Annotated in this window: 17 protein-coding genes; 16 read left to right on the top strand and 1 reads right to left on the bottom strand. The window is 36.4% G+C overall.

Annotated features, from left to right (window positions below; genetic code table 11):
- The 16 genes from JWP71_RS00640 to JWP71_RS00565 form a co-directional block, all read left to right on the top strand.
- The coding region (locus JWP71_RS00640) for an asparagine synthase C-terminal domain-containing protein (RefSeq protein ID WP_299495929.1) at positions 1-761 on the top strand (761 nt) is incomplete at its 5' end.
- Between the two features lie 12 nt (positions 762-773).
- Positions 774-1505 carry a hypothetical protein gene (locus tag JWP71_RS00635; RefSeq protein WP_299495926.1) on the top strand — a complete coding sequence of 244 codons (732 nt, stop codon included), beginning with the start codon at positions 774-776 and terminating at the stop codon, positions 1503-1505.
- The gene (locus JWP71_RS00630; protein WP_299495924.1) at positions 1502-2416 is read left to right on the top strand and encodes a hypothetical protein; all 915 of its coding nucleotides are present in this window, start codon (positions 1502-1504) and stop codon (positions 2414-2416) included. The genes JWP71_RS00635 and JWP71_RS00630 overlap by 4 nt, the downstream gene beginning before the upstream one ends.
- Before the next feature lies 1 nt (position 2417).
- On the top strand, positions 2418-3491 hold the full coding sequence (locus JWP71_RS00625) for a glycosyltransferase (protein ID WP_299495922.1): 1074 nt from the start codon (positions 2418-2420) through the stop codon (positions 3489-3491).
- A gap of 39 nt (positions 3492-3530) precedes the next feature.
- Positions 3531-3959 (top strand): hypothetical protein, encoded by a 429-nt coding sequence (locus tag JWP71_RS00620; RefSeq protein WP_299495920.1) that lies wholly within the window; start codon positions 3531-3533, stop codon positions 3957-3959.
- A gap of 192 nt (positions 3960-4151) precedes the next feature.
- Entirely contained in the window at positions 4152-5246 is a 1095-nt protein-coding gene (locus JWP71_RS00615; protein ID WP_299495918.1) for an NAD-dependent epimerase, read from the top strand.
- A gap of 194 nt (positions 5247-5440) precedes the next feature.
- Entirely contained in the window at positions 5441-6874 is a 1434-nt protein-coding gene (locus JWP71_RS00610) for a pectate lyase (RefSeq protein ID WP_299495916.1), read from the top strand.
- 309 nt (positions 6875-7183) lie between these two features.
- Positions 7184-8326, top strand: coding sequence for a glycosyltransferase family 4 protein (locus JWP71_RS00605; protein WP_299495914.1), 1143 nt, complete (start codon positions 7184-7186; stop codon positions 8324-8326).
- Between the two features lie 29 nt (positions 8327-8355).
- Entirely contained in the window at positions 8356-9159 is an 804-nt protein-coding gene (locus JWP71_RS00600; protein WP_299495912.1) for a phytanoyl-CoA dioxygenase family protein, read from the top strand.
- Between the two features lie 34 nt (positions 9160-9193).
- Positions 9194-10165 (top strand): hypothetical protein, encoded by a 972-nt coding sequence (locus JWP71_RS00595; protein WP_299495910.1) that lies wholly within the window; start codon positions 9194-9196, stop codon positions 10163-10165.
- On the top strand, positions 10162-10680 hold the full coding sequence (locus JWP71_RS00590; RefSeq protein ID WP_299495908.1) for a GNAT family N-acetyltransferase: 519 nt from the start codon (positions 10162-10164) through the stop codon (positions 10678-10680). Before JWP71_RS00595 ends, JWP71_RS00590 begins: the two co-directional genes overlap by 4 nt.
- Positions 10681-10692: 12 nt before the next feature.
- On the top strand, positions 10693-11736 hold the full coding sequence (locus JWP71_RS00585) for a GNAT family N-acetyltransferase (protein ID WP_299495905.1): 1044 nt from the start codon (positions 10693-10695) through the stop codon (positions 11734-11736).
- 203 nt (positions 11737-11939) lie between these two features.
- Complete coding sequence (locus JWP71_RS00580) at positions 11940-13697, top strand: nucleoside-diphosphate sugar epimerase/dehydratase (RefSeq protein WP_299495902.1); 1758 nt, start codon at positions 11940-11942, stop codon at positions 13695-13697.
- Between the two features lie 63 nt (positions 13698-13760).
- Entirely contained in the window at positions 13761-15230 is a 1470-nt protein-coding gene (locus JWP71_RS00575) for a PAS domain S-box protein (RefSeq protein ID WP_299495900.1), read from the top strand.
- 386 nt (positions 15231-15616) lie between these two features.
- A complete protein-coding gene (locus tag JWP71_RS00570; RefSeq protein ID WP_299495898.1) occupies positions 15617-16063 on the top strand; it encodes a helix-turn-helix domain-containing protein in 447 nt (148 codons plus the stop codon).
- Between the two features lie 239 nt (positions 16064-16302).
- Positions 16303-17856 (top strand): PAS domain-containing protein, encoded by a 1554-nt coding sequence (locus JWP71_RS00565; protein WP_299495896.1) that lies wholly within the window; start codon positions 16303-16305, stop codon positions 17854-17856.
- 174 nt (positions 17857-18030) lie between these two features.
- Here JWP71_RS00565 and JWP71_RS00560 read toward each other — a convergent pair whose 3' ends face one another.
- Positions 18031-18717: an SGNH/GDSL hydrolase family protein gene (locus JWP71_RS00560; RefSeq protein WP_299495894.1), complete on the bottom strand. Its 687-nt coding sequence runs from the start codon at positions 18715-18717 to the stop codon at positions 18031-18033.
- Between the last annotated feature and the right edge of the window lies 1 nt (position 18718).

Raw genomic sequence — 18718 nt, 5'->3', positions numbered from 1 at the left:
AATGTTTTTTAGGATATTCCAGGTATAGGTGGTTAAATACAGCCAATAAACTGTTTAAATACCCAATTGAGGTGCGCAAGTTGCTAAGTACTCTTTTGCAAATATCACCCAATTATCGCCATAAACTGATAGCAATGGGAATGCGCAGCGATAATATAGAATCTCTGTACGCGCTTATGCTTGGTGGTTTGGAGTATTCATGGTTAAAACAACCAGAACTTGGATTGGATGTGCCTTTTATGAATACTTTTTCATCATCAGGAAGGAGCTTTTTACAAAGAATGTCGGCCTTTGATGTTAAAACATATCTTAACGGCGATATAAATACCAAAGTCGACCGAGCCTCTATGGCATTTTCTTTAGAAGCAAGGGCACCACTGATGGATTATAGGGTTGTATCATTTGCACAACACCTTCCCGATAGTTATAAATTTAATAAAGGAGTTCAAAAACGAATTTTGAAAGATATCCTTTATGAACATGTTCCAAGGCATTTTTTTGACAGACCAAAGGCAGGTTTTACTATTCCGCTGCGCCATTGGTTCAGGCACGAATTAAAAGATTATGTTCTGGATCATTTATCTCCTGACAACCTAAAGAATATACCGGGAGTTGACCCGCCTAAAGCATTACAGATGATAAACGAACACATGAATGGTAAATGGAACAGGTTTCCGCAAATATGGAAATTACTGGTGCTTACACAGTGGCTCGAAAATCAAAAGATAAATACAACTTCTACTATCCAAATGGTAATATAAAACTCATCAATTATGATACAGATAAAGAGCACGGTATTGAATTTTATGCCATTTAATGTGATTTGGTTCTCAGGGAGACCCAGTACATGGAATTGCATGCTTAACTACTATAAACAGAGCAATTATTGTGGCCCGGTAGCAGGATACTACAGAGAGTCGTTTTTTACCAAGATCATAGATTTAAATACCGAAATATCGGCTTTTACAGCAGGGTTTGACCGGGATACAGTTTATGAAATAAGACGGGCCTTAAAAGATGGCGTTACAACTTCGGTTGAAACCAACCTGGCATATTTTATTGAGTTTTACAATTTGTTTGCCCCAACAAAACGGCTTGCCAAACTTAATTCAACTATTTATAAATACGGATCTCGTATTATTATTACAAAGGCAACGTATAACGAAGAGGATATTGTGATGCATGCTTACCTGGTTGATGATGGTTTAAAAAGAGTGAGGTTATTACATTCCGCATCTCTTTTTCGGATCGAAAAGGATACACGAGCAAAAGCGGTTGCGGGCAGGGCAAATAGGTTACTGCATTTTAATGATATGTGCCTTTTTAAGCAACAGGGTTATCAAACCTATGATTTGGGAGGTTATGCCATCGGCACAAAAGATGAAGTGCTTTTAAAGATCAATCAATTTAAAGACAGCTTTGGCGGAAAACTGGTTCAGGAAAGTGATTATTTACCTGTAGCCGCAAAAATCCATGCTTTTTTTCATAGAATTTTTAAGGCATGAAATCTTTAAAAGCAGTTATCCGGCTATTTAACAAATTGTTTGCTTATGACAAGTGGAACATAGGTTATTTAAGCCAAACACCCGAAGATTTTATTCAATCTGGAAAACTAGATGGTAAAATAACATGGTTGCCCGAAGATAGGGTAGATTATGCAGCTGATCCATTCCCCGTACTGATTAATGGCCGTATGCATTTGTATTATGAGGAGTTGAATTTTTGGAAAGGAAAAGGTGAATTAATGATGCTTGATAGCATGACTTTTAAAAATAAGAAAAAGATATCAGCTCTATATAACTATCGCGTTCATCTTTCTTATCCGCACGTTTTTTCCATTAAAAACAAAACATACTGCATACCCGAATCGGCCGAAGCAAATGAGGTTGTTTTATACCAGGTAGGTACTGATGAGCCACAGAAACTTAAAAAGCTAAATGTATTACTAAAAGGAAGAGCGTTTGTAGATAGCTCTATCATACATCACAATAACAATTATTGGTTATTCACCAGTAAATCAAATAAGAATGACCTGCTTTATATTTTTTACGCTGATAGTTTATCGGGCAGGTTTAAGGCACATGAACAAAATCCTATAAAAGTTGCTTCAAATATGAGCCGGTCGGCAGGACGTTTGTTTTTTGCAAATGAAAAATTATATATGCCCAGCCAAAACCATCAAAAATGCTATGGAGGATCGGTCGTAATAAATGAGATAACGCTACTTAACGAAACCGAATTTCAATATCAATCCGTTTTTGAGCTCTTACCGCAATCACCCTATAGCCAGGGGCTGCACACTATTAATTTTTGTAACGGCTTATTAATAGTTGATGGTAAGCGTAAAATATACAGCATAATAAGTCCGATAAAGAAGCTGGTAAGAAAGATACGAAACTTTAATACTGTCGAATAAAATGTCTGTGCCTGTAAATAAAATGTTGTTTATCTCTATGTCTGATGTGGCCAACGGAGCAGAAAATGTTTTATTAATGGCAGCTGGAGCCAGTAATGCTCCGATGATATTTTTAAAAAAATCTGATAATGGAGCGTTGCAAATCTCGGAAAATACGGTTTGTAAATATGCCTCGCAAAAAAGTATGGCCGCAGGTTTTTTAAAACTTATAAAGTTGCTTATCCCGTATCGCAGAGGCTATGTTTTAATGAGTACTCATCCTTATTTGAATGCTTATTTGGGTGTTTTAAAAAGAATTGGTTATCTAAAATCACAACTTGTTGTACGCGAATGCACTTCTGTTTTTAGCAGATACTCCGGATTGAAAAAAATGAGTTATCGGATTGCGTATCAATTAGGCTATCCTGCAGTTAATCTGGTTGTTTGCCAAACAGATCAAATGAAAATGCAGTTTTTGCAGAACATACCGTTTATTGACTCGCGAAAAGTAATTGTGCTTGGCAATCCTTTGGATATCAACCAGACTATTCACATGTCACAGCTTACTAATTCTGACCCATGCCTAACAACAGATTATATATGTGCAGCAGGCAGATTAATACCTGAAAAAGGATTTTCGGTTTTAATTAACGCGTTTAGCCGAATAGCAGAAAAATATCCTGGATTAAATTTATTACTGCTGGGCGATGGGCCTGAAAAAAAAAATTTAAAAAGATTAATTGCCACCTGCGGATTAGAAGATCGTATATTTTTTAAAGGATGGGTAAGCAATCCTTTGCCCTATTTTAAATTAGCAAAAGTTTGCGTGGTCTCCTCAATAAAAGAGGGTTTTCCCAATGTATTGCTGCAAATGTTAACCATAAATACTGTAGTGGTTTCAACCTTATGCGCTGGTGGCATTAATGATATACCGGGCATTTTTAAAGTAGCGGTAAACAATGTCGATGAACTTGCAGATACGTTAAAATTGGCCCTGTTAAGCAAGGGAAAACCTAATAGTTGTTCAACTGAAAAATATCTTCAGGGTCGTGATCCTAAAACTTATGTCAATTCCATTTTAGAATTTATCCAATAAATATAATTAATCATTTTTTCACCTTTTAAATATAAGATCATGAAACGAGTAACCAACCTTAACAAAGTGATTATGTTAGCTTTGCTTAGCATTATTTTCTTTAATAGTAGTTGTAGTAAGGGCACAAATAATCCAATACCTCAGACAACAACGACAACTACAACTACAACGACAACAACAGGTCCGATTGCCGTAAATCTAATCGGCTTAAAAGTTGATAGTGGATTTGCATATAAACTTGGTTATAATCTTCCGCAAAACGGTGATTCAAACACCTCGCCAAAGGCATCAACACTGCGGCTTTTTGAAAACGGAATTGAATTAGGTCCGGCGCACGCCCCGCATATTGACATTCGTAATTATGGATTAGGCCAGTTTAGCCATTGGGGAACAGAGCTTTATTTCTCTACTTCTGATAATTCAAATCCGCTTACAAATGGAAGAAAATACACCTATTCGATGCAATAATTATAAAATTTTATTCTGAAAGATATAGTTATTTCATTAGTTAGTAATTATTAATCACCATAAGTGCCGCTTATTTAATATCCGGACTGCGTTATCCAACATTGTAACCAACTACTTGACATTTATCAATAATGTCTCCTTCCGACTACTCATTTTAAAAATCTTTCTCTTCACCTTTAATTCTTGAATTTTATGAAAATTTTAATCACTGGTACAGCCGGTTTTATTGGCTTTCATTTGGCAAAGCGCTTGCTTGAAAGAGGAGACACCGTTGTTGGTATTGATAATATAAATGATTATTACGATGTGGCATTAAAACATGCAAGACTGGCCGAAACGGGGATACCGCCCGCCAAATTGAAATATGGAAAATCTGTTAATAGTCAGAAATATCCAAATTATACCTTTATCAAAGTTAATTTATTGGATAAGGTAGAGTTGGAGCATATTTTTTTAGTCCATAAGTTCGATGCGGTTTGTAACCTTGCAGCCCAGGCTGGTGTGCGTTATAGTTTAACTAATCCTGAAGTTTATGTAGATTCTAATATAAAAGGATTTTTAAACATTCTTGAATGTTGCAGGCACAATAAGATAGATCATTTGGTATATGCCAGTTCATCAAGTGTTTATGGATTAAACAAGAAAATGCCATTTAATGAACATGATATTGCCGATCATCCTGTTTCTTTGTATGCAGCATCAAAAAAAGCCAACGAAATGATGGCACATACTTATAGCCATTTATTTAACTTACGAACAACGGGCCTGCGCTTTTTTACTGTTTACGGGCCCTGGGGCAGGCCGGATATGGCTTTGTTTATTTTTACAAAAGCGATGCTTACCGGTAAGCCTATCGAAATTTTCAATAATGGAAACATGAAACGTGATTTTACCTACATTGATGATATTGTTGAAGGTATTGTGCATGTTATTGATCATCCTGCAGAAAATAATAAAAATTGGGATGCTTTAAAACCTGATCCGGCTACATCAAATGCACCATACCGTATATTTAATATTGGCAGGGGAGAACCTGTTAGTCTTTTAGATTTTGTTACCGAAATCGAGGGTCAGATAAATATAAAGGCAAAAAAGATATTTCGTCCAATGCAGGAAGGTGATGTTGCCGAAACTTGCGCCGATGTATCGAATCTTGATAGGTCAGTAAATTATAAACCTTCAACGTCTGTTCATGTCGGGGTTGCCAAATTTACTGATTGGTTTAACGCTTATTATAAAATAAAAAAGGTATCTTTATCTCGAAAAAAGTTAGTAATGCACTTATAGAATTGTCATAATAATGTCACGAAGTGTGCAATTTTATACAACTACTTTACACATTTACTTTACAGGTATACGTTGCTCACGTACAACTGAGCTATTTTTTGAACCGTTTTTGATTTTAGTCTAATCTTTTCTACAAGTTTTAGGGCGTAATTTTCCAAATACCACTGCGTTTGGAAGTCCTAAAATAAAAAAGTATGAAAAGACAAACAAAGTTCTACAACAAAATGGCTGTTATCAGCATGGTCTTCAGTGCAATTATCTTCTTTGGTAGTTGTAAAAAAAATGGGAATACGTCACCGGCAACGTTAAGTGGTACTACACTATCGGATAGCACTAGCTATGCAACGACAGCAACCACCGTCTACAACGTAAATTTATCTGGTTTAAGATCTGATGGTGGATATGCTTACCACATTAATTATCCATTGTCTCAAAACGGCGACTCAAACACGTCACCAAGCGTGTCAACCTTACGGCTTTTTGAAAACGGTGTTGAATTAGGTCCTGCTCATTCAGTTCATCAGGACATTCGCGATTATGGTAAAGGGCGTTTCAGTCATTGGGGTACAACATTGTATTTCTCAGCTTCGGACAATACCAATCCGACAACAAACGGCAGAAAGTATACTTTCACTATGGGTGGCACACCAACTACCGGCACAACAGGTACCGGCACAACAGGCACGGGCACAACAACAACCGGCAGCGGTACCGCAACAACTACTGGTGTAAGTAGCGCGCTTATGGGCTATGCCATGGTAAACGGAACTACAACTGGCGGTGCCGGTGGCCAAACCGTAACTGTTTCTACATTGGCCGATTTGAAAACAGCAGTTGCAGGTACCACGCCTAAAATTATCTATGTAAGCGGGCATATCCTGGGCTCTGGCGATGTTCCGGTTTATGTATCATCCAATAAATCCATCATAGGGAAACCGGGTGCAATCATTGAGGGCGTATCACTCTATATTTTTACGATGAACAATATCATCATTCAAAATATAACCTTTAGAAACTATGTAACTGATGCTGCTATAATGCTAAAATTTGCAACAACTCACGTATGGGTTGATCATTGCGATTTTGCTACAGACCGTAATCATGGATGGGCTTATTGGGGCAAGGATATGTCTATTACTCGGGCATCTGATTATGTAACTGTATCATGGAGCAGGTTCCACGATACAAACTTATCTTTCCTGATTAGTGGTGGAATTGCAGGTAATGAGGAAGATATAGGCCATTTACATGTTACATTACACCACAATTTCTGGTATAATGTTAGCGAACGCGAACCTGATATGAATTACGGTAGCGTGCATGTATTCAACGATTATCACTTAAACAACGGCGGTTACTCATTAGGAGCAAGAGCTGCGGGTAATGTACGTACTGATAATGAGTATTTTTCAGGATGTGCTAAACCACTTACCACTAATCTTGCCGGTGACCCTCCGGGTTATTTCAGTGGTGTAACTACCAATATTTATTCAAATTGCGGTGCTAACGATATTACAACACCAATTTCATCATGGGTGCCAGGATATTCATATAGCGCTGTTCTTGATGCGGCAGCAAATGTTCCTTCTGTTGTTCAAAAAGGTTCTGGTGCTATACTAACCAACTAATATTTTAGGCTTTTTTTAAATTAATTCTTAATTCCAAACCGCTATTATAAATGGCGGTTTGGAATTTTTTAGCTAGAAGTTCCTGGTATAATAAGAACTTCAATTTTCCATTAAAGGCGTTTGCGCCTTTATATCTTCTCAAATACTGTTGGATCGGTTCTGATCTGGCAATCATATAAAAGATCGGCGTACATCTTTTTGCTGATCATTATTTACTACTGCTTTTTCTTCTGTACAGTTTTTAAACATGCTTTTGCGTGCCGTTCGGACTTGTTCGATGGTATACAGTTAGCCACAATTTAAACCGATATGAATAAACCAGGACAAAAGATCCTTATTGTATGCGATTCGTCGAAATCATTAATTGATTTTAGAGGAAAACTGATGGAAGAACTCCTTAAAAAGCACAGTGTGGATGTTTTTACACCGAAAATAATGCAGCAAAGTGTACGCGAAAAGTTAACATCGCTTGGCGTAGTGATTCATGAAAGCCATTTGGAAGGTAGTCACGTTTCCGTTTTGTCGGATATGAGGTTCATTTTTCAATTATATAGATTGATAAAAAGAGTGCGGCCCGATGTTTTTTTCCCTTACACCTTTAAACCTGTTATCTACGGTACTTTATTAGCCAAGATATGTGGCGTTAAGCGTATCATACCTATGTTAACCGGATTGGGATATAATTTCACCAATAAAAAAAATAATAATTGGATTAGCGCCATTACACGGTCATTGCTAAAATTTAGTTTAAGGCCAAAAAGGAACTTGAAAATTATTTTTCAAAACAAAGATGATTACCAAACCCTGGTTCAGAATAGAATATTAACCAACAAGCATCGGGTGTTTTTTGTAAATGGATCAGGAGTAGATCTGGAACATTATGTATATACCCCGCCAGATCTGGAACCAATAAACTTTATTATGGTTGCCCGTTTAATAAATGCTAAAGGCATTTATGAATATTATGAAGCTGCCAGAGACATTCGTTCACGTTACCCTGATGTTAATTTTAAACTAATAGGAGCATATGAAAAAAATATTGATGCCATAAGCCCGGATCTGTATAATAAGATACGATATGGTGAAACCATTCAATATGTTGGGGAGGTTGAAGATGTGCGCCCGCATATAATGAATTCATCGGTGGTGGTATTACCTTCTTATTATGGCGAGGGGGTGCCACGATGTCTTTTAGAAAGTATGGCTATGGGAAGAGCCATTATAACCTGTGATTCTGTGGGGTGCAGAGAAACGATTGACTCAAATTCGGCTGTGAACGGTTTCATGGTTCCAATTAAAAACGTACCCCAACTAATTTCAAAAATGGAATTTTATTTGAATAATAGGCTCGACGTTCTTAAATATGGCTTGAACGGGCTGAAACTTGCCAGAAAAAAATTCGACGTTCACCTGGTTAATGCACAAATGTTAAAGATCATGCAATTAAACTGATCCTGATAACATTAAAACCTGCCTGCATTATGAAAAATAAGTTCAATTACCCCGAAAAGGCACTAAACGATTTTAAAGTATCACTTGATACTTATGGATGGGTTGTTTACGAAAATGCTATAGAATCGGATTTTATCAACAGGATCAACAATGACATAGAAGACGGTTATATACGCCGCAAAAGCATACAGGAAAGAAATGGTATAAGTGCAAATATGGATGGTATCCATTATCATCTTCTTGATCGCGATAATTTTAGCATTCCCCTTCTTGAAAGAATGTATTGCAATGAAGAAATAACCCAATATTTCGGAGGTAAGCATATTTTGAATGGAATGAATGGCGCAATATATTCAAAACAAGAGTGTCCTTATCAGAATAATATGCACAGGGATGCAAGCACATTTATAAGCAAAACAAAATTATTGCTGCAAATGATTATTACCCTTGATGACTTTACGCTGCAAAACGGGGCAATATATTTTCTTTCAGGATCACATAAAACTGCTTTGAAACCTGATGAAGAGTTTTTTTATACTCATGCAGACAGTGTTGTTACACCAAAAGGAAGCATTATACTTTTTAACTCGAATTTATGGTATGCTAATGGAGAAAATGTTACACCTGAGCCACGCAGGGCATTAATACTGGGCTTTACCCAACCGTTTTTAAAACAGCAGATGGACTATTCAAGGTTTTTAGGCTACGATTTTGTTGCCGGTTTAAAGCCCGAACTTCGACAGATCATTGGCTACAACGCATGTATACCGGCTAATTTAAGCGACTATTACCAGCCACCTCATTTAAGAATGTACAAGCACGATCAAAGCTGAACTTATATTATCCTTTCACCTTTCATTTTATATCATGCAAAAAATAGAAACTTCACACTTAACAATTGGTGGGTATTTCGGTTTGGAACTTCCTCCTGGGAGTGAGTATTACACGCACCTTATACGGTTGAATACCGGGAGAAATGCATTAGAATATATTTTGAGAGAAAAAGGATATAAGAAAATCTATATCCCATATTTTACATGCGATGTATTGCTGGAGCCTATCCAAAAATTGAATATTCCATACCAATTTTACTCAATTGATGATCACCTGGAACCAATTATTGATTTTGAGATAGAGCCCGATGCCGTTTTTTTGTATACCAACTATTTTGGCATTAAACAGCACGCAGTTAAGTGCTTGAGTACTAAGATAACTAACCTTATAATAGATAATTCTCAGGCCTTTTTTTCAGAACCATTGCCCGGTATTGATACCTTTTACTCGTGCAGGAAATTCTTTGGTGTTGCTGATGGGGCATATCTGCAAATTAAAAAAAAATCAACTAAAAAATATGCTGTTGACAGTTCGGTAAATCGCTTCTCGCATCTTATTAAAAATATTGATCTGGGTGTACAACAAGGATATAGTGATTATGTAAAAAACAATAAAGACCTGGAGAATAATCCGATTAGGATCATGTCACCCCTAACGCGGAAGATCCTTGCAGGTGTTAATTATGCAGAATGCGCCAGGATTAGAAAACGGAACTTTAATTTTCTTCACAAACATTTGAAGGAATATAATTTATTCAAGTTTAATTTTCCGGAAGAATACTCACCAATGGTTTATCCGTTTTTGTCAAATAACAAGCAGCTTAAATTGCATTTGATCCAACATAATATTTATGTGGCCACCTATTGGCCGAATGTTTTTAAGTGGACTGATACCCGGATGTATGAAAATTACCTGGCACGCTGTATTGTTCCATTGCCTATCGACCATAGGTATAGCCTACATGATATGCTTTATATTTTAAATACTTTACGCACTTTTTTATGATCATTTCAATATACATAAGGCCACTGGTTCTTGAAGATGCTGAAGTATCTTATTTATGGCGAAACGACCCATCGGTGTGGACTTATACCGGGTTTAAACCAAATAGAGTTATCACCAAAGAAATGGAACTTGATTGGCTAAGAAATAATTTGAATAAACCCGACCAAAGCCGTTTTGCGATATGCGTTAAAGAGCTTGATACCTATGTAGGAAATGTTCAATTGCTTGATTTTCAAGGGAAGAGTGCTGAGCTGCATCTGTTTATCGGCAACAAACTTTACTGGGGTAAGGGTATAGGTTTCCAGGCTACCGTGTTGATGCTTAGGTATGGTTTCTTTGAAAGAAAACTTGAAGTTATTTATCTGAAAGTGCACCCCGCAAATATTGCGGCCATATCTATTTATGAAAGGGCGGGCTTTGAAATAACAGGTAAAGATGACGGCAATATTACGATGAGTATTTCCAGGGATCGTTTCATCGAAATTGAGCCTTTATTTAAATTAATCAGCACCTAAATAAATCCACCTATGATCAAAATATTAACTATTAAGGATAAAGCCGAGTGGGTAGCGCATGTAAATCAATCGGTAGAAATTGATTTTTATCATACGTGGCATTATCATTCGCTTGATAATACAGGCTTGCCAATTTTATTTATTTATAGTGAACAATCTGATTTTATTGCCGTACCGCTTATTCAACGCGAGATACCGGAATCAAATTACTATGACTTGACCTGTGTATATGGGTACTCCGGACCGCTATCAAACCAAAAAATGGATGGTATTGATTCAACATTGATAAGCAATTTTAAAAAAGCTTTTCTTGAATTTTTATCAGACGGAAATTATGTTTCAGTGTTTTTGAGGTTGAACCCCTTTTATAACCAACAATTGCTGCTTGAGGAATTTGGCGGTATTTACGACAATGGCCAGGTAGTAGTTATTGACCTCACTAAAAGCATTGAACAGCACCGAAAGAATTATAGACATACAACCTGGGACAGTATTAGAAACTCATTAAAAAAGGGTTACTATATTAAAGAAGAGAAAGGGCCGGACGCAATTAAAATTTTCCGCGAAATTTATAACCAGAATATGAGTAGGATAAGAGCTGCCGACTCGTACTTTTTTGATGATAGCTATTATTTAGAACTGCTTAACAATACTGAATATGACGCCCGGGTATTTACGGCATATAAAGGCGATGTAGCTACTAGCAGCACAATTGCGGTATTTACCAATGAAATAATTCAATTGCATTTAATTGGTACAAGGACCGAATACCTACAGGATAGCCCGGCAAAATTTTTAATTGATGGCATAGCACAAATTGGTTGTAAATTGGAGATGCGTTATTATAATCTTGGTGGGGGGCTTGGATTTCAAAACGACACGCTTTTTTATTGGAAAAAAGCATTCTCTGATTTGCTTCTTGACTATAAAAGCTGGCGCTATATAGCAAATCCGGTTATCTACCAGCAATTACTTGATCAAAAGGGTATTGATAAAAATACCGAAGTAGACTTCTTCCCATTATACAGGTACACGCCGGCTTTTCAAACATCCTAATTCTCTTGATTATGATCTACATCAGAAACTTACTATTTCAAGATAAGTTCCATTCCAAGTGGTTGGTGCTTTTTACAGATATGCTGATAGTTATATCATCAATTTGTCTATCGTTTTCATTAAAGGGAAAACTGAATCTAAAACATGACAACCTGTTTTATATGGCATTGTATTGCGGCAATGCGCTTTTAATTTTCACTTTAATGCGAGTACACACCCGTATTGTAAGATACTCGAACACCAGAGATATGCTGCGCGTTTTGTTTACGGTATTGCTAAGCAGCATGTCGTTTGTTTTTCTGTGTTTGTCATTATTTGGTACCTATTTTAGTGTGGCGGGGCTTGGCGCAATTTTACTCGTCAATTTTTTCATCTCGTCCTCTTTGCTTATGGGCGTGCGCATCATTATAAAAGACCTTTTTAAATACATTGACGAACCTGGTTTTTCAATAAAGAGAGATAATGTTTTAATATATGGGGCGGGAAACCATTCCATATTGGTAAAAAAGGCGCTCGAAACCCAAAAAGGCTTGCTAATCAACGTACAGGGTTTTATTGATCCCGGTTTGGATAAGCTGTATAAATATATTGAGCAAACCCAGGTTCACCCTGTAAAGTCTATCCAAAATTTGAAACAAAAGTTCTCCATATCAACAATGTTTATTACAGCCGAGGACCTTAATACAGACAGTAAAAGAAGTGCTGTAGAAAAATGCATTGAGTACGGGATCAAGGTGATAACGGTGGCTCCATCAAACCAGTGGCTAAATGGTATGCCAACTTCGCATCAATTTAAAGATCTGAAGATCGAAGATCTGTTAGAGCGTGCGCCTATTCAACTATGTAAAGAGCATATATGCAGTGAAGTTAAAGGCAAGAGGGTTTTGGTTACCGGTGCAGCCGGCTCGATAGGAGCAGAGATAGTGCGGCAAATTATGGGATATAACCCGGAGTTTGTTGTGTTATGCGACCGGGCCGAAACACCATTGCACGATATTCAACTGGAGCTTGAGGATGGTATTTATGCACATAAAAGCCGAATATTTGTTTCAGATATTCAAAACTCAAACCGGATAAAAGCACTCTTTAATCTTTATAAGCCGCAGATTGTTTTTCATGCCGCAGCATACAAGCATGTGCCAATGATGGAAAATCATCCTACCGAAGCAGTGCTGACAAACATTTGGGGTACAAAAAATCTGGCAGATATATCGGTTGACTATGGTGTAGAGAAATTCATCATGATATCTACTGATAAAGCTGTACGGCCCACCAATGTTATGGGGGCATCAAAACGTATTGCCGAAATGTATATTCAGGCCTTAAATAATTCGGTTATATACAACCAGCTTAACTATACAAAAAGCGTGGACAGCCGAAGATGTAAAACTAAATTTATTACTACACGCTTTGGAAACGTGCTTGGCTCTAACGGCTCTGTTATTCCCAGGTTTAAAGCACAGATAGAACGCGGGGGGCCAATAACTGTTACACATCCCGATATTACCCGCTATTTTATGACCATTCCTGAAGCCGTGCATCTTGTACTTGAAGCTTCGGTTATGGGTAACGGTGGCGAGATATTTATTTTTGATATGGGAAAACCCGTGAAAATAACTGACCTGGCCATTAACATGATTAAACTCGCAGGGTTTGTTCCTGATGTGGATATAAAAATACTTTTTACCGGCCTTAGGCCCGGAGAAAAACTTTATGAAGAATTGTTGAATGATAACGAGACTGTTATACCCACCTATAATAAGGATATTAAAATATCTAAAACCATACCCAACTGTTATGACGAGATAAATACCGTAATTAAAGAGTTACTGGATATTAACCTCCTAAATAACGTAGATGGAATGGTTGGTAAAATGAAAGCCATTCTACCAGATTTTATCAGCAATAATTCTCAATATCAAAAGCTGGATAAAAGTTCTATGCCTGCAGAGATCGTATAAACTTACTGGCCCGACCTACTTGTACCCCTTACCGCCGCCTTCCGGGGATTTATCAATACTCCCATGAAAAAAAAAATGCCATTCAATAGCACCGAAAGCCCTTCCGTGTCAGTATTTGATATGAATAAAAATACAATTCTGGCCTATTGGGATAGAGGTTTGATTTGTCGTTTTGTTAATAATGCTGTTTTTAATTGGTTTGGAATCCTGCCCGAACAGATGATAAATAAAATTAATCTTCGTGATTTTTTAGGGCCGGTTTACAAACAAAATGGCCCGTTTATAAAAGCAGCGTTTGATGGTAAAACACAGATTTTTAATAGTATGATCCCCACACCATCGGGTAAGGTATTAAATGCGAAGATAACCTACGTGCCCGACTTTGATGAAAACGATGTTAAAGGAATATTTGTGCATGTAGCCGATATGAATAATGTTGTTAACCCGACTTTAAATGATAACCTAAAAAAGACCTTGCCTCACAATCATCAAGGTCTTGAAGATATACAACAAGCCTTAGCAGCAAGTGTATTGACAGGATTTCCGGGAATATCAAATCTTGCTAAGAAGTATTATGTATCAGAATCAAAGCTAAAAAGAGATTTTAAGGAAAAATACGGGATAACCATATTTGCGTACTATCGCAATTTGCAGATGGAATTGGCAAACAAGTATCTAAGTGCCAAAAAGTATAATAAAAACCAGTTGGCTTTGATGTTCAATTTTTCAAATCCATCAAACTTCTCAGCGTGCTATAAAAAGTATTTAGAACACAGGCATATAAGCGATATCAATAATTATAACCTTGCAAACTATAAGGATTTTGTCGAACAGTCTGTTGCTGCAGTCGCTCTGTTTGATATAAACATGCATTTTATAACAACCTCACAAAAATGGCTTAACGAATACAATTTAAGCGATACAGAATTGGCTGGTAAAAGTCTTAACGAGGTTTTGCCCAACATTGAAGAAAAATTCAGAGCGCTTCAGCTCGACTCGTTAAAAGGAATAGTTAATAACTATGCTGACCTTGCTGTTACACAAAAAGACGGAACGCCGGGATGGATAAGATTAGATATACAGCCCTGGTACAAAAATATTGATGAAGTGGGAGGTGTGTTGATATTTACCAAGGATATAACAGCTTTAAAGCAGGCAGAAGAAAAAGACAAACAATTTTTTGAGATATTAAATAAAACCAATGAAATTGAACGTATAGGTACATGGTACCAAAATTCAATAACAAACACAGCTGTCTGGAGTAAAATTACAAGAGAAATATTAGAAGTTGATGATGATTATGTTATAGCCAACCTCGAAGCCTCGTTAAAGTTTTACAAGCAAGGTAAAAATCGCGATTTGGTTAAAAGCTCATTAAATAATGTATTCAAAAAAAGAGGGTCTTTCGATATCGAAGTGGAATTAATTACAGCTAAGAAAAATTTAAAACGGATAAGGTTAATTTGCTATTCAGAATTTAAAAATGACCAATGCGAAAAAATATCGGGAATATTTCATGATATAAGTTATTAAAAATATTATTATTTACTTTCAATTAATAAACATAATATATGATGTAAATCAAGTAGTATTTGTTAAATTTTATTCGGTTTTACTTGATATTGAGCAAATTTCATGTGCTTGCTGGTTATAAAAAGTATAAAAAAAGAAAAAAAAATATTAAATTAATACCTTTTTCAGGTATTAATTGGTCGCTAATAGGTTGTTTCATAGTGCAATACGAGCGAAATTTATATTAGAAATATTTAAGGCCATTATTATAGAGTTGATCATGTTTCTATTGACTGTGGTTAAATGATCAATACGGTTGAAATTTTCGGCTTATAATGAATTAGTTTAATGAGTAAAACTTTAGCAGTAAATATGAAAATAGTTTTCACCAATTAATTTATAATAATATGCATAACCATATCGATTATCCTGCAAATTATTCGGCGTTTGAAACAATATCTGCAAAAAATGCCGCAGAAAAACCGGAATTGCACCAGGGACGGATTTTGGAGCGTGTGGTACGCTGTGACCGAATGGGCATTAGCGAAATAGCCAGAAGACTACATGTTAGTAGGCGAACCCTGTACAACTGGTTTGAAACAAAAGAATTAGGCCTTGACATTATTTGTAAAATAGGCTTTATAATAGGACATGATTTTGCCAGGGACTTTCCGGAAGAGTTTGCAAAAAAAACAAACTTATTTAGTGGCGAGGTTATGGCCGATTTGCTCGAGCCCGGCGATAAACCCAAAGACCCCATTTATTATTGGATGGACAGGTACATTAAATTATTAGAAAAATTTAATGAATTGCTAAGCCACGAGCAAAAAAACAATGGCGAAATTACTGTTTAATAAAATTAATACCAATTTAACAACCATAAAAACCGTCCTGGCTATGCCTAAGAGGGGATAACTTTGCACATTCGTACACAGGAAATAAGAGATATGTTCTATATCTTTTAAAAATAATGACGAGATACCGCATTTTTTTAATATTAATTTTGCAGCTTTGTTATATTAAAGCTGATTCAAGTTCAAAAAGCCGCTACAAATTTTAAGAATACCTAAATTTTTAGACTTAAAGGATTGCTATGTCATTTGAGACCGATAAAACTTTTATTGAGTTAAGATTGAATGCGGCTGAAAACACAAATACAATGCTGGCTTACTGGGGCAAGGATTTGGTTTGCAAATATGCCAATAAAGCCTATATGTACTGGTTTGGTATTGAACATACAGGGCCAATTGATAAAAAACATATACGAGAATTATTGGGCCCTTTGTATCAACAAAACTTAGGGTATGTTAATACTGCATTAGGTGGAAAAGTTAGTGTTTTTGACCGCAATATTGAATTGCCAAATGGTCAGAAAAAAATAGCAAGGACTATTTACTTCCCGGATATTGAGGACGGCGAAGTAAAAGGGTTTTACGTAAATGTTTTGGATGTTAGTGATTTAAACCAAAAACCAATTACCAACCCACAGCATGTTCTTGATAACAGGATCAAAGACTTAAAACCCATAAAAGACATATTGAATGATGTTGTAGAAAATTTAAAATCACACCTTTTTGACGGATTCCCTGGTATTGAATTACTTGCCAAAAAATATTTTATCTCTGAATCTAAATTGAAAAGAGATTTTAAAGAACGGTATGGCGAAACTATTTTTGCGTATTACCGCACTTTGCAAATGGAACTGGCTCATGATTATATCACCTCAAAAAGAGCAAACAAAGGGCAGATGGCTCTCATGCTTAATTTTTCCAACCCCTCAAATTTCTCAGCCTGCTATCATAAATATATTGATGATCTATCGGCTAAAAAATCTATAAATAAGCTTCAATCAGAAAATGATGAAAAGCACAGAACCTTCATTGAGCAGGCACCGTTCGCTATCGCTATGGTTGATAATGACTTGTGTTTTTTAACTGCTTCCCGGAAATTTGTTATAGAATATAAGCTGCAAAACAAAGGTTACATAGGCAAATGTTTATATGATCTGTGGCCCCGAATAAAAGAAAAATATCAGCACAAACTTAATTTATGTTTAAAAGGAAATATAGATCATTCGGAAGGGGATCTTATAGAAAAAATTGACGGATCGTTAGGCTGGGCACGTTGGGACATACGGCCATGGTATAAAAGCGATACCATTATTGGCGGTTTATTAATATATACCGAAGAGCTTAAAAACACTAAATTTAAAGAAGAAGAGTATAAACAAATATCCACAGCGCTCAATAAAACGACTACGATAACACGAATAGGGACTTGGGAGCGTGATTTTAAAAACAATACAGGTACCTGGAGTAAAGTATTGAAAGAAATATTGGAAGTACCGGAAGATTTTGATCCGGTTCTGGATGATACCTTTGTGTTTTTTAAAGACGATGCCAGCTCAGATATGATTATAAAACTACGCAAAGACGCAATTGAAAATTGTACCCCTTTTGATATTGAAATGGATATAATAACCGGAAAGGGTAACCCTATTAGAGTCAGATCTATCGGCTTCCCCGAATTTATTAACGGAAAGTGCGAAAAAATACGCGGCATATTCCAGGATATTACTGAAACGATGAGTTATCAAGATCGTTGTAATAAGCAGCAATCGTTCGAAAAAGCAACACCAATTAGGTGATTACTGTTGATATTAATATCTAAAACACAAAAGCCTGCAATCATTTGATTGCAGGCTTTTGTGTTTTAGTCAAATTCCTTATGAACAAGGTAACTAATTGAAAGTGATAAAGAAAACACTATAATAGCTTATTCTCTTTATTTTACGTACTTATCACGAGCAAAAAAAAACGTCCTACTGTTTTGCTTTTAAAGCTTCTGCTATTGCTTTTTCAACCAGTGGCTCCATAATCTTATAACCTTCAAGCGTTGGATGAACACCATCTTTTGCAAGATTTTTAGGTAAACCCTGGTTCTCATCTACCATTGCAGTGAAGTAATCCAGGTAAACAAAATTGTTTTTTTGAGCATACTCCTTCATCATATCGTTTAAAGCCTTCACTTTTGGTTTAGGATCGATAGATGGCCGCCATGGAAATGCTGCTGCAGGCAAAACCGATGAAAGCACAACTTTTATATGGTTAACTTTAGCCAATTCGGCCATTGATATAATATTACCCATTACATCTTCTAGTTTTGAAGGGCCGTTATTTTCGGCTATATCATTGATACCCGCCAATATAACCACTACCGCAGGTTTTAAGTTGATCACATCCTCTCTAAAACGCACCAGCATTTGCCCTGTTGTTTGGCCGCTTATGCCACGGTCATAATAAGGCTTGCCTGCAAAAAAGGTCGAATCTTTATTTATCCAAAAGTCTGTAAGAGAATCGCCCATATATACCACGCGTTTTTCGCCTTTGGCTGGCGATGGTACTTTGCTGTTGGCTTGCTCGAAACGTTTAATATTTGGCCAGTCAGGGTTTTGTGCCTCAGCAGCTACCGTAACAAGCAGGAAAAGTAAAATAATGCTGTTTTTCATC

It is taken from the genome of Mucilaginibacter sp. (assembly GCF_028287845.1).
GTDB lineage: Bacteria > Bacteroidota > Bacteroidia > Sphingobacteriales > Sphingobacteriaceae > Mucilaginibacter.
This window is presented reverse-complemented; position numbering and strand designations above follow the sequence as displayed.

Excerpts from the sequence above, each read along its gene's own strand:
- JWP71_RS00635 (WP_299495926.1), top strand. The coding sequence starts at position 774 with ATGATACAGATAAAGAGCACGGTATTGAATTTTATGCCATTTAATGTG.
- JWP71_RS00630 (WP_299495924.1), top strand. The coding sequence starts at position 1,502 with ATGAAATCTTTAAAAGCAGTTATCCGGCTATTTAACAAATTGTTTGCT.
- JWP71_RS00625 (WP_299495922.1), top strand. The coding sequence starts at position 2,418 with ATGTCTGTGCCTGTAAATAAAATGTTGTTTATCTCTATGTCTGATGTG.
- JWP71_RS00620 (WP_299495920.1), top strand. The coding sequence starts at position 3,531 with ATGAAACGAGTAACCAACCTTAACAAAGTGATTATGTTAGCTTTGCTT.
- JWP71_RS00615 (WP_299495918.1), top strand. The coding sequence starts at position 4,152 with ATGAAAATTTTAATCACTGGTACAGCCGGTTTTATTGGCTTTCATTTG.
- JWP71_RS00610 (WP_299495916.1), top strand. The coding sequence starts at position 5,441 with ATGAAAAGACAAACAAAGTTCTACAACAAAATGGCTGTTATCAGCATG.
- JWP71_RS00605 (WP_299495914.1), top strand. The coding sequence starts at position 7,184 with ATGAATAAACCAGGACAAAAGATCCTTATTGTATGCGATTCGTCGAAA.
- JWP71_RS00600 (WP_299495912.1), top strand. The coding sequence starts at position 8,356 with ATGAAAAATAAGTTCAATTACCCCGAAAAGGCACTAAACGATTTTAAA.
- JWP71_RS00595 (WP_299495910.1), top strand. The coding sequence starts at position 9,194 with ATGCAAAAAATAGAAACTTCACACTTAACAATTGGTGGGTATTTCGGT.
- JWP71_RS00590 (WP_299495908.1), top strand. The coding sequence starts at position 10,162 with ATGATCATTTCAATATACATAAGGCCACTGGTTCTTGAAGATGCTGAA.
- JWP71_RS00585 (WP_299495905.1), top strand. The coding sequence starts at position 10,693 with ATGATCAAAATATTAACTATTAAGGATAAAGCCGAGTGGGTAGCGCAT.
- JWP71_RS00580 (WP_299495902.1), top strand. The coding sequence starts at position 11,940 with ATGCGAGTACACACCCGTATTGTAAGATACTCGAACACCAGAGATATG.
- JWP71_RS00575 (WP_299495900.1), top strand. The coding sequence starts at position 13,761 with ATGAAAAAAAAAATGCCATTCAATAGCACCGAAAGCCCTTCCGTGTCA.
- JWP71_RS00570 (WP_299495898.1), top strand. The coding sequence starts at position 15,617 with ATGCATAACCATATCGATTATCCTGCAAATTATTCGGCGTTTGAAACA.
- JWP71_RS00565 (WP_299495896.1), top strand. The coding sequence starts at position 16,303 with ATGTCATTTGAGACCGATAAAACTTTTATTGAGTTAAGATTGAATGCG.
- JWP71_RS00560 (WP_299495894.1), bottom strand. The coding sequence starts at position 18,717 with ATGAAAAACAGCATTATTTTACTTTTCCTGCTTGTTACGGTAGCTGCT.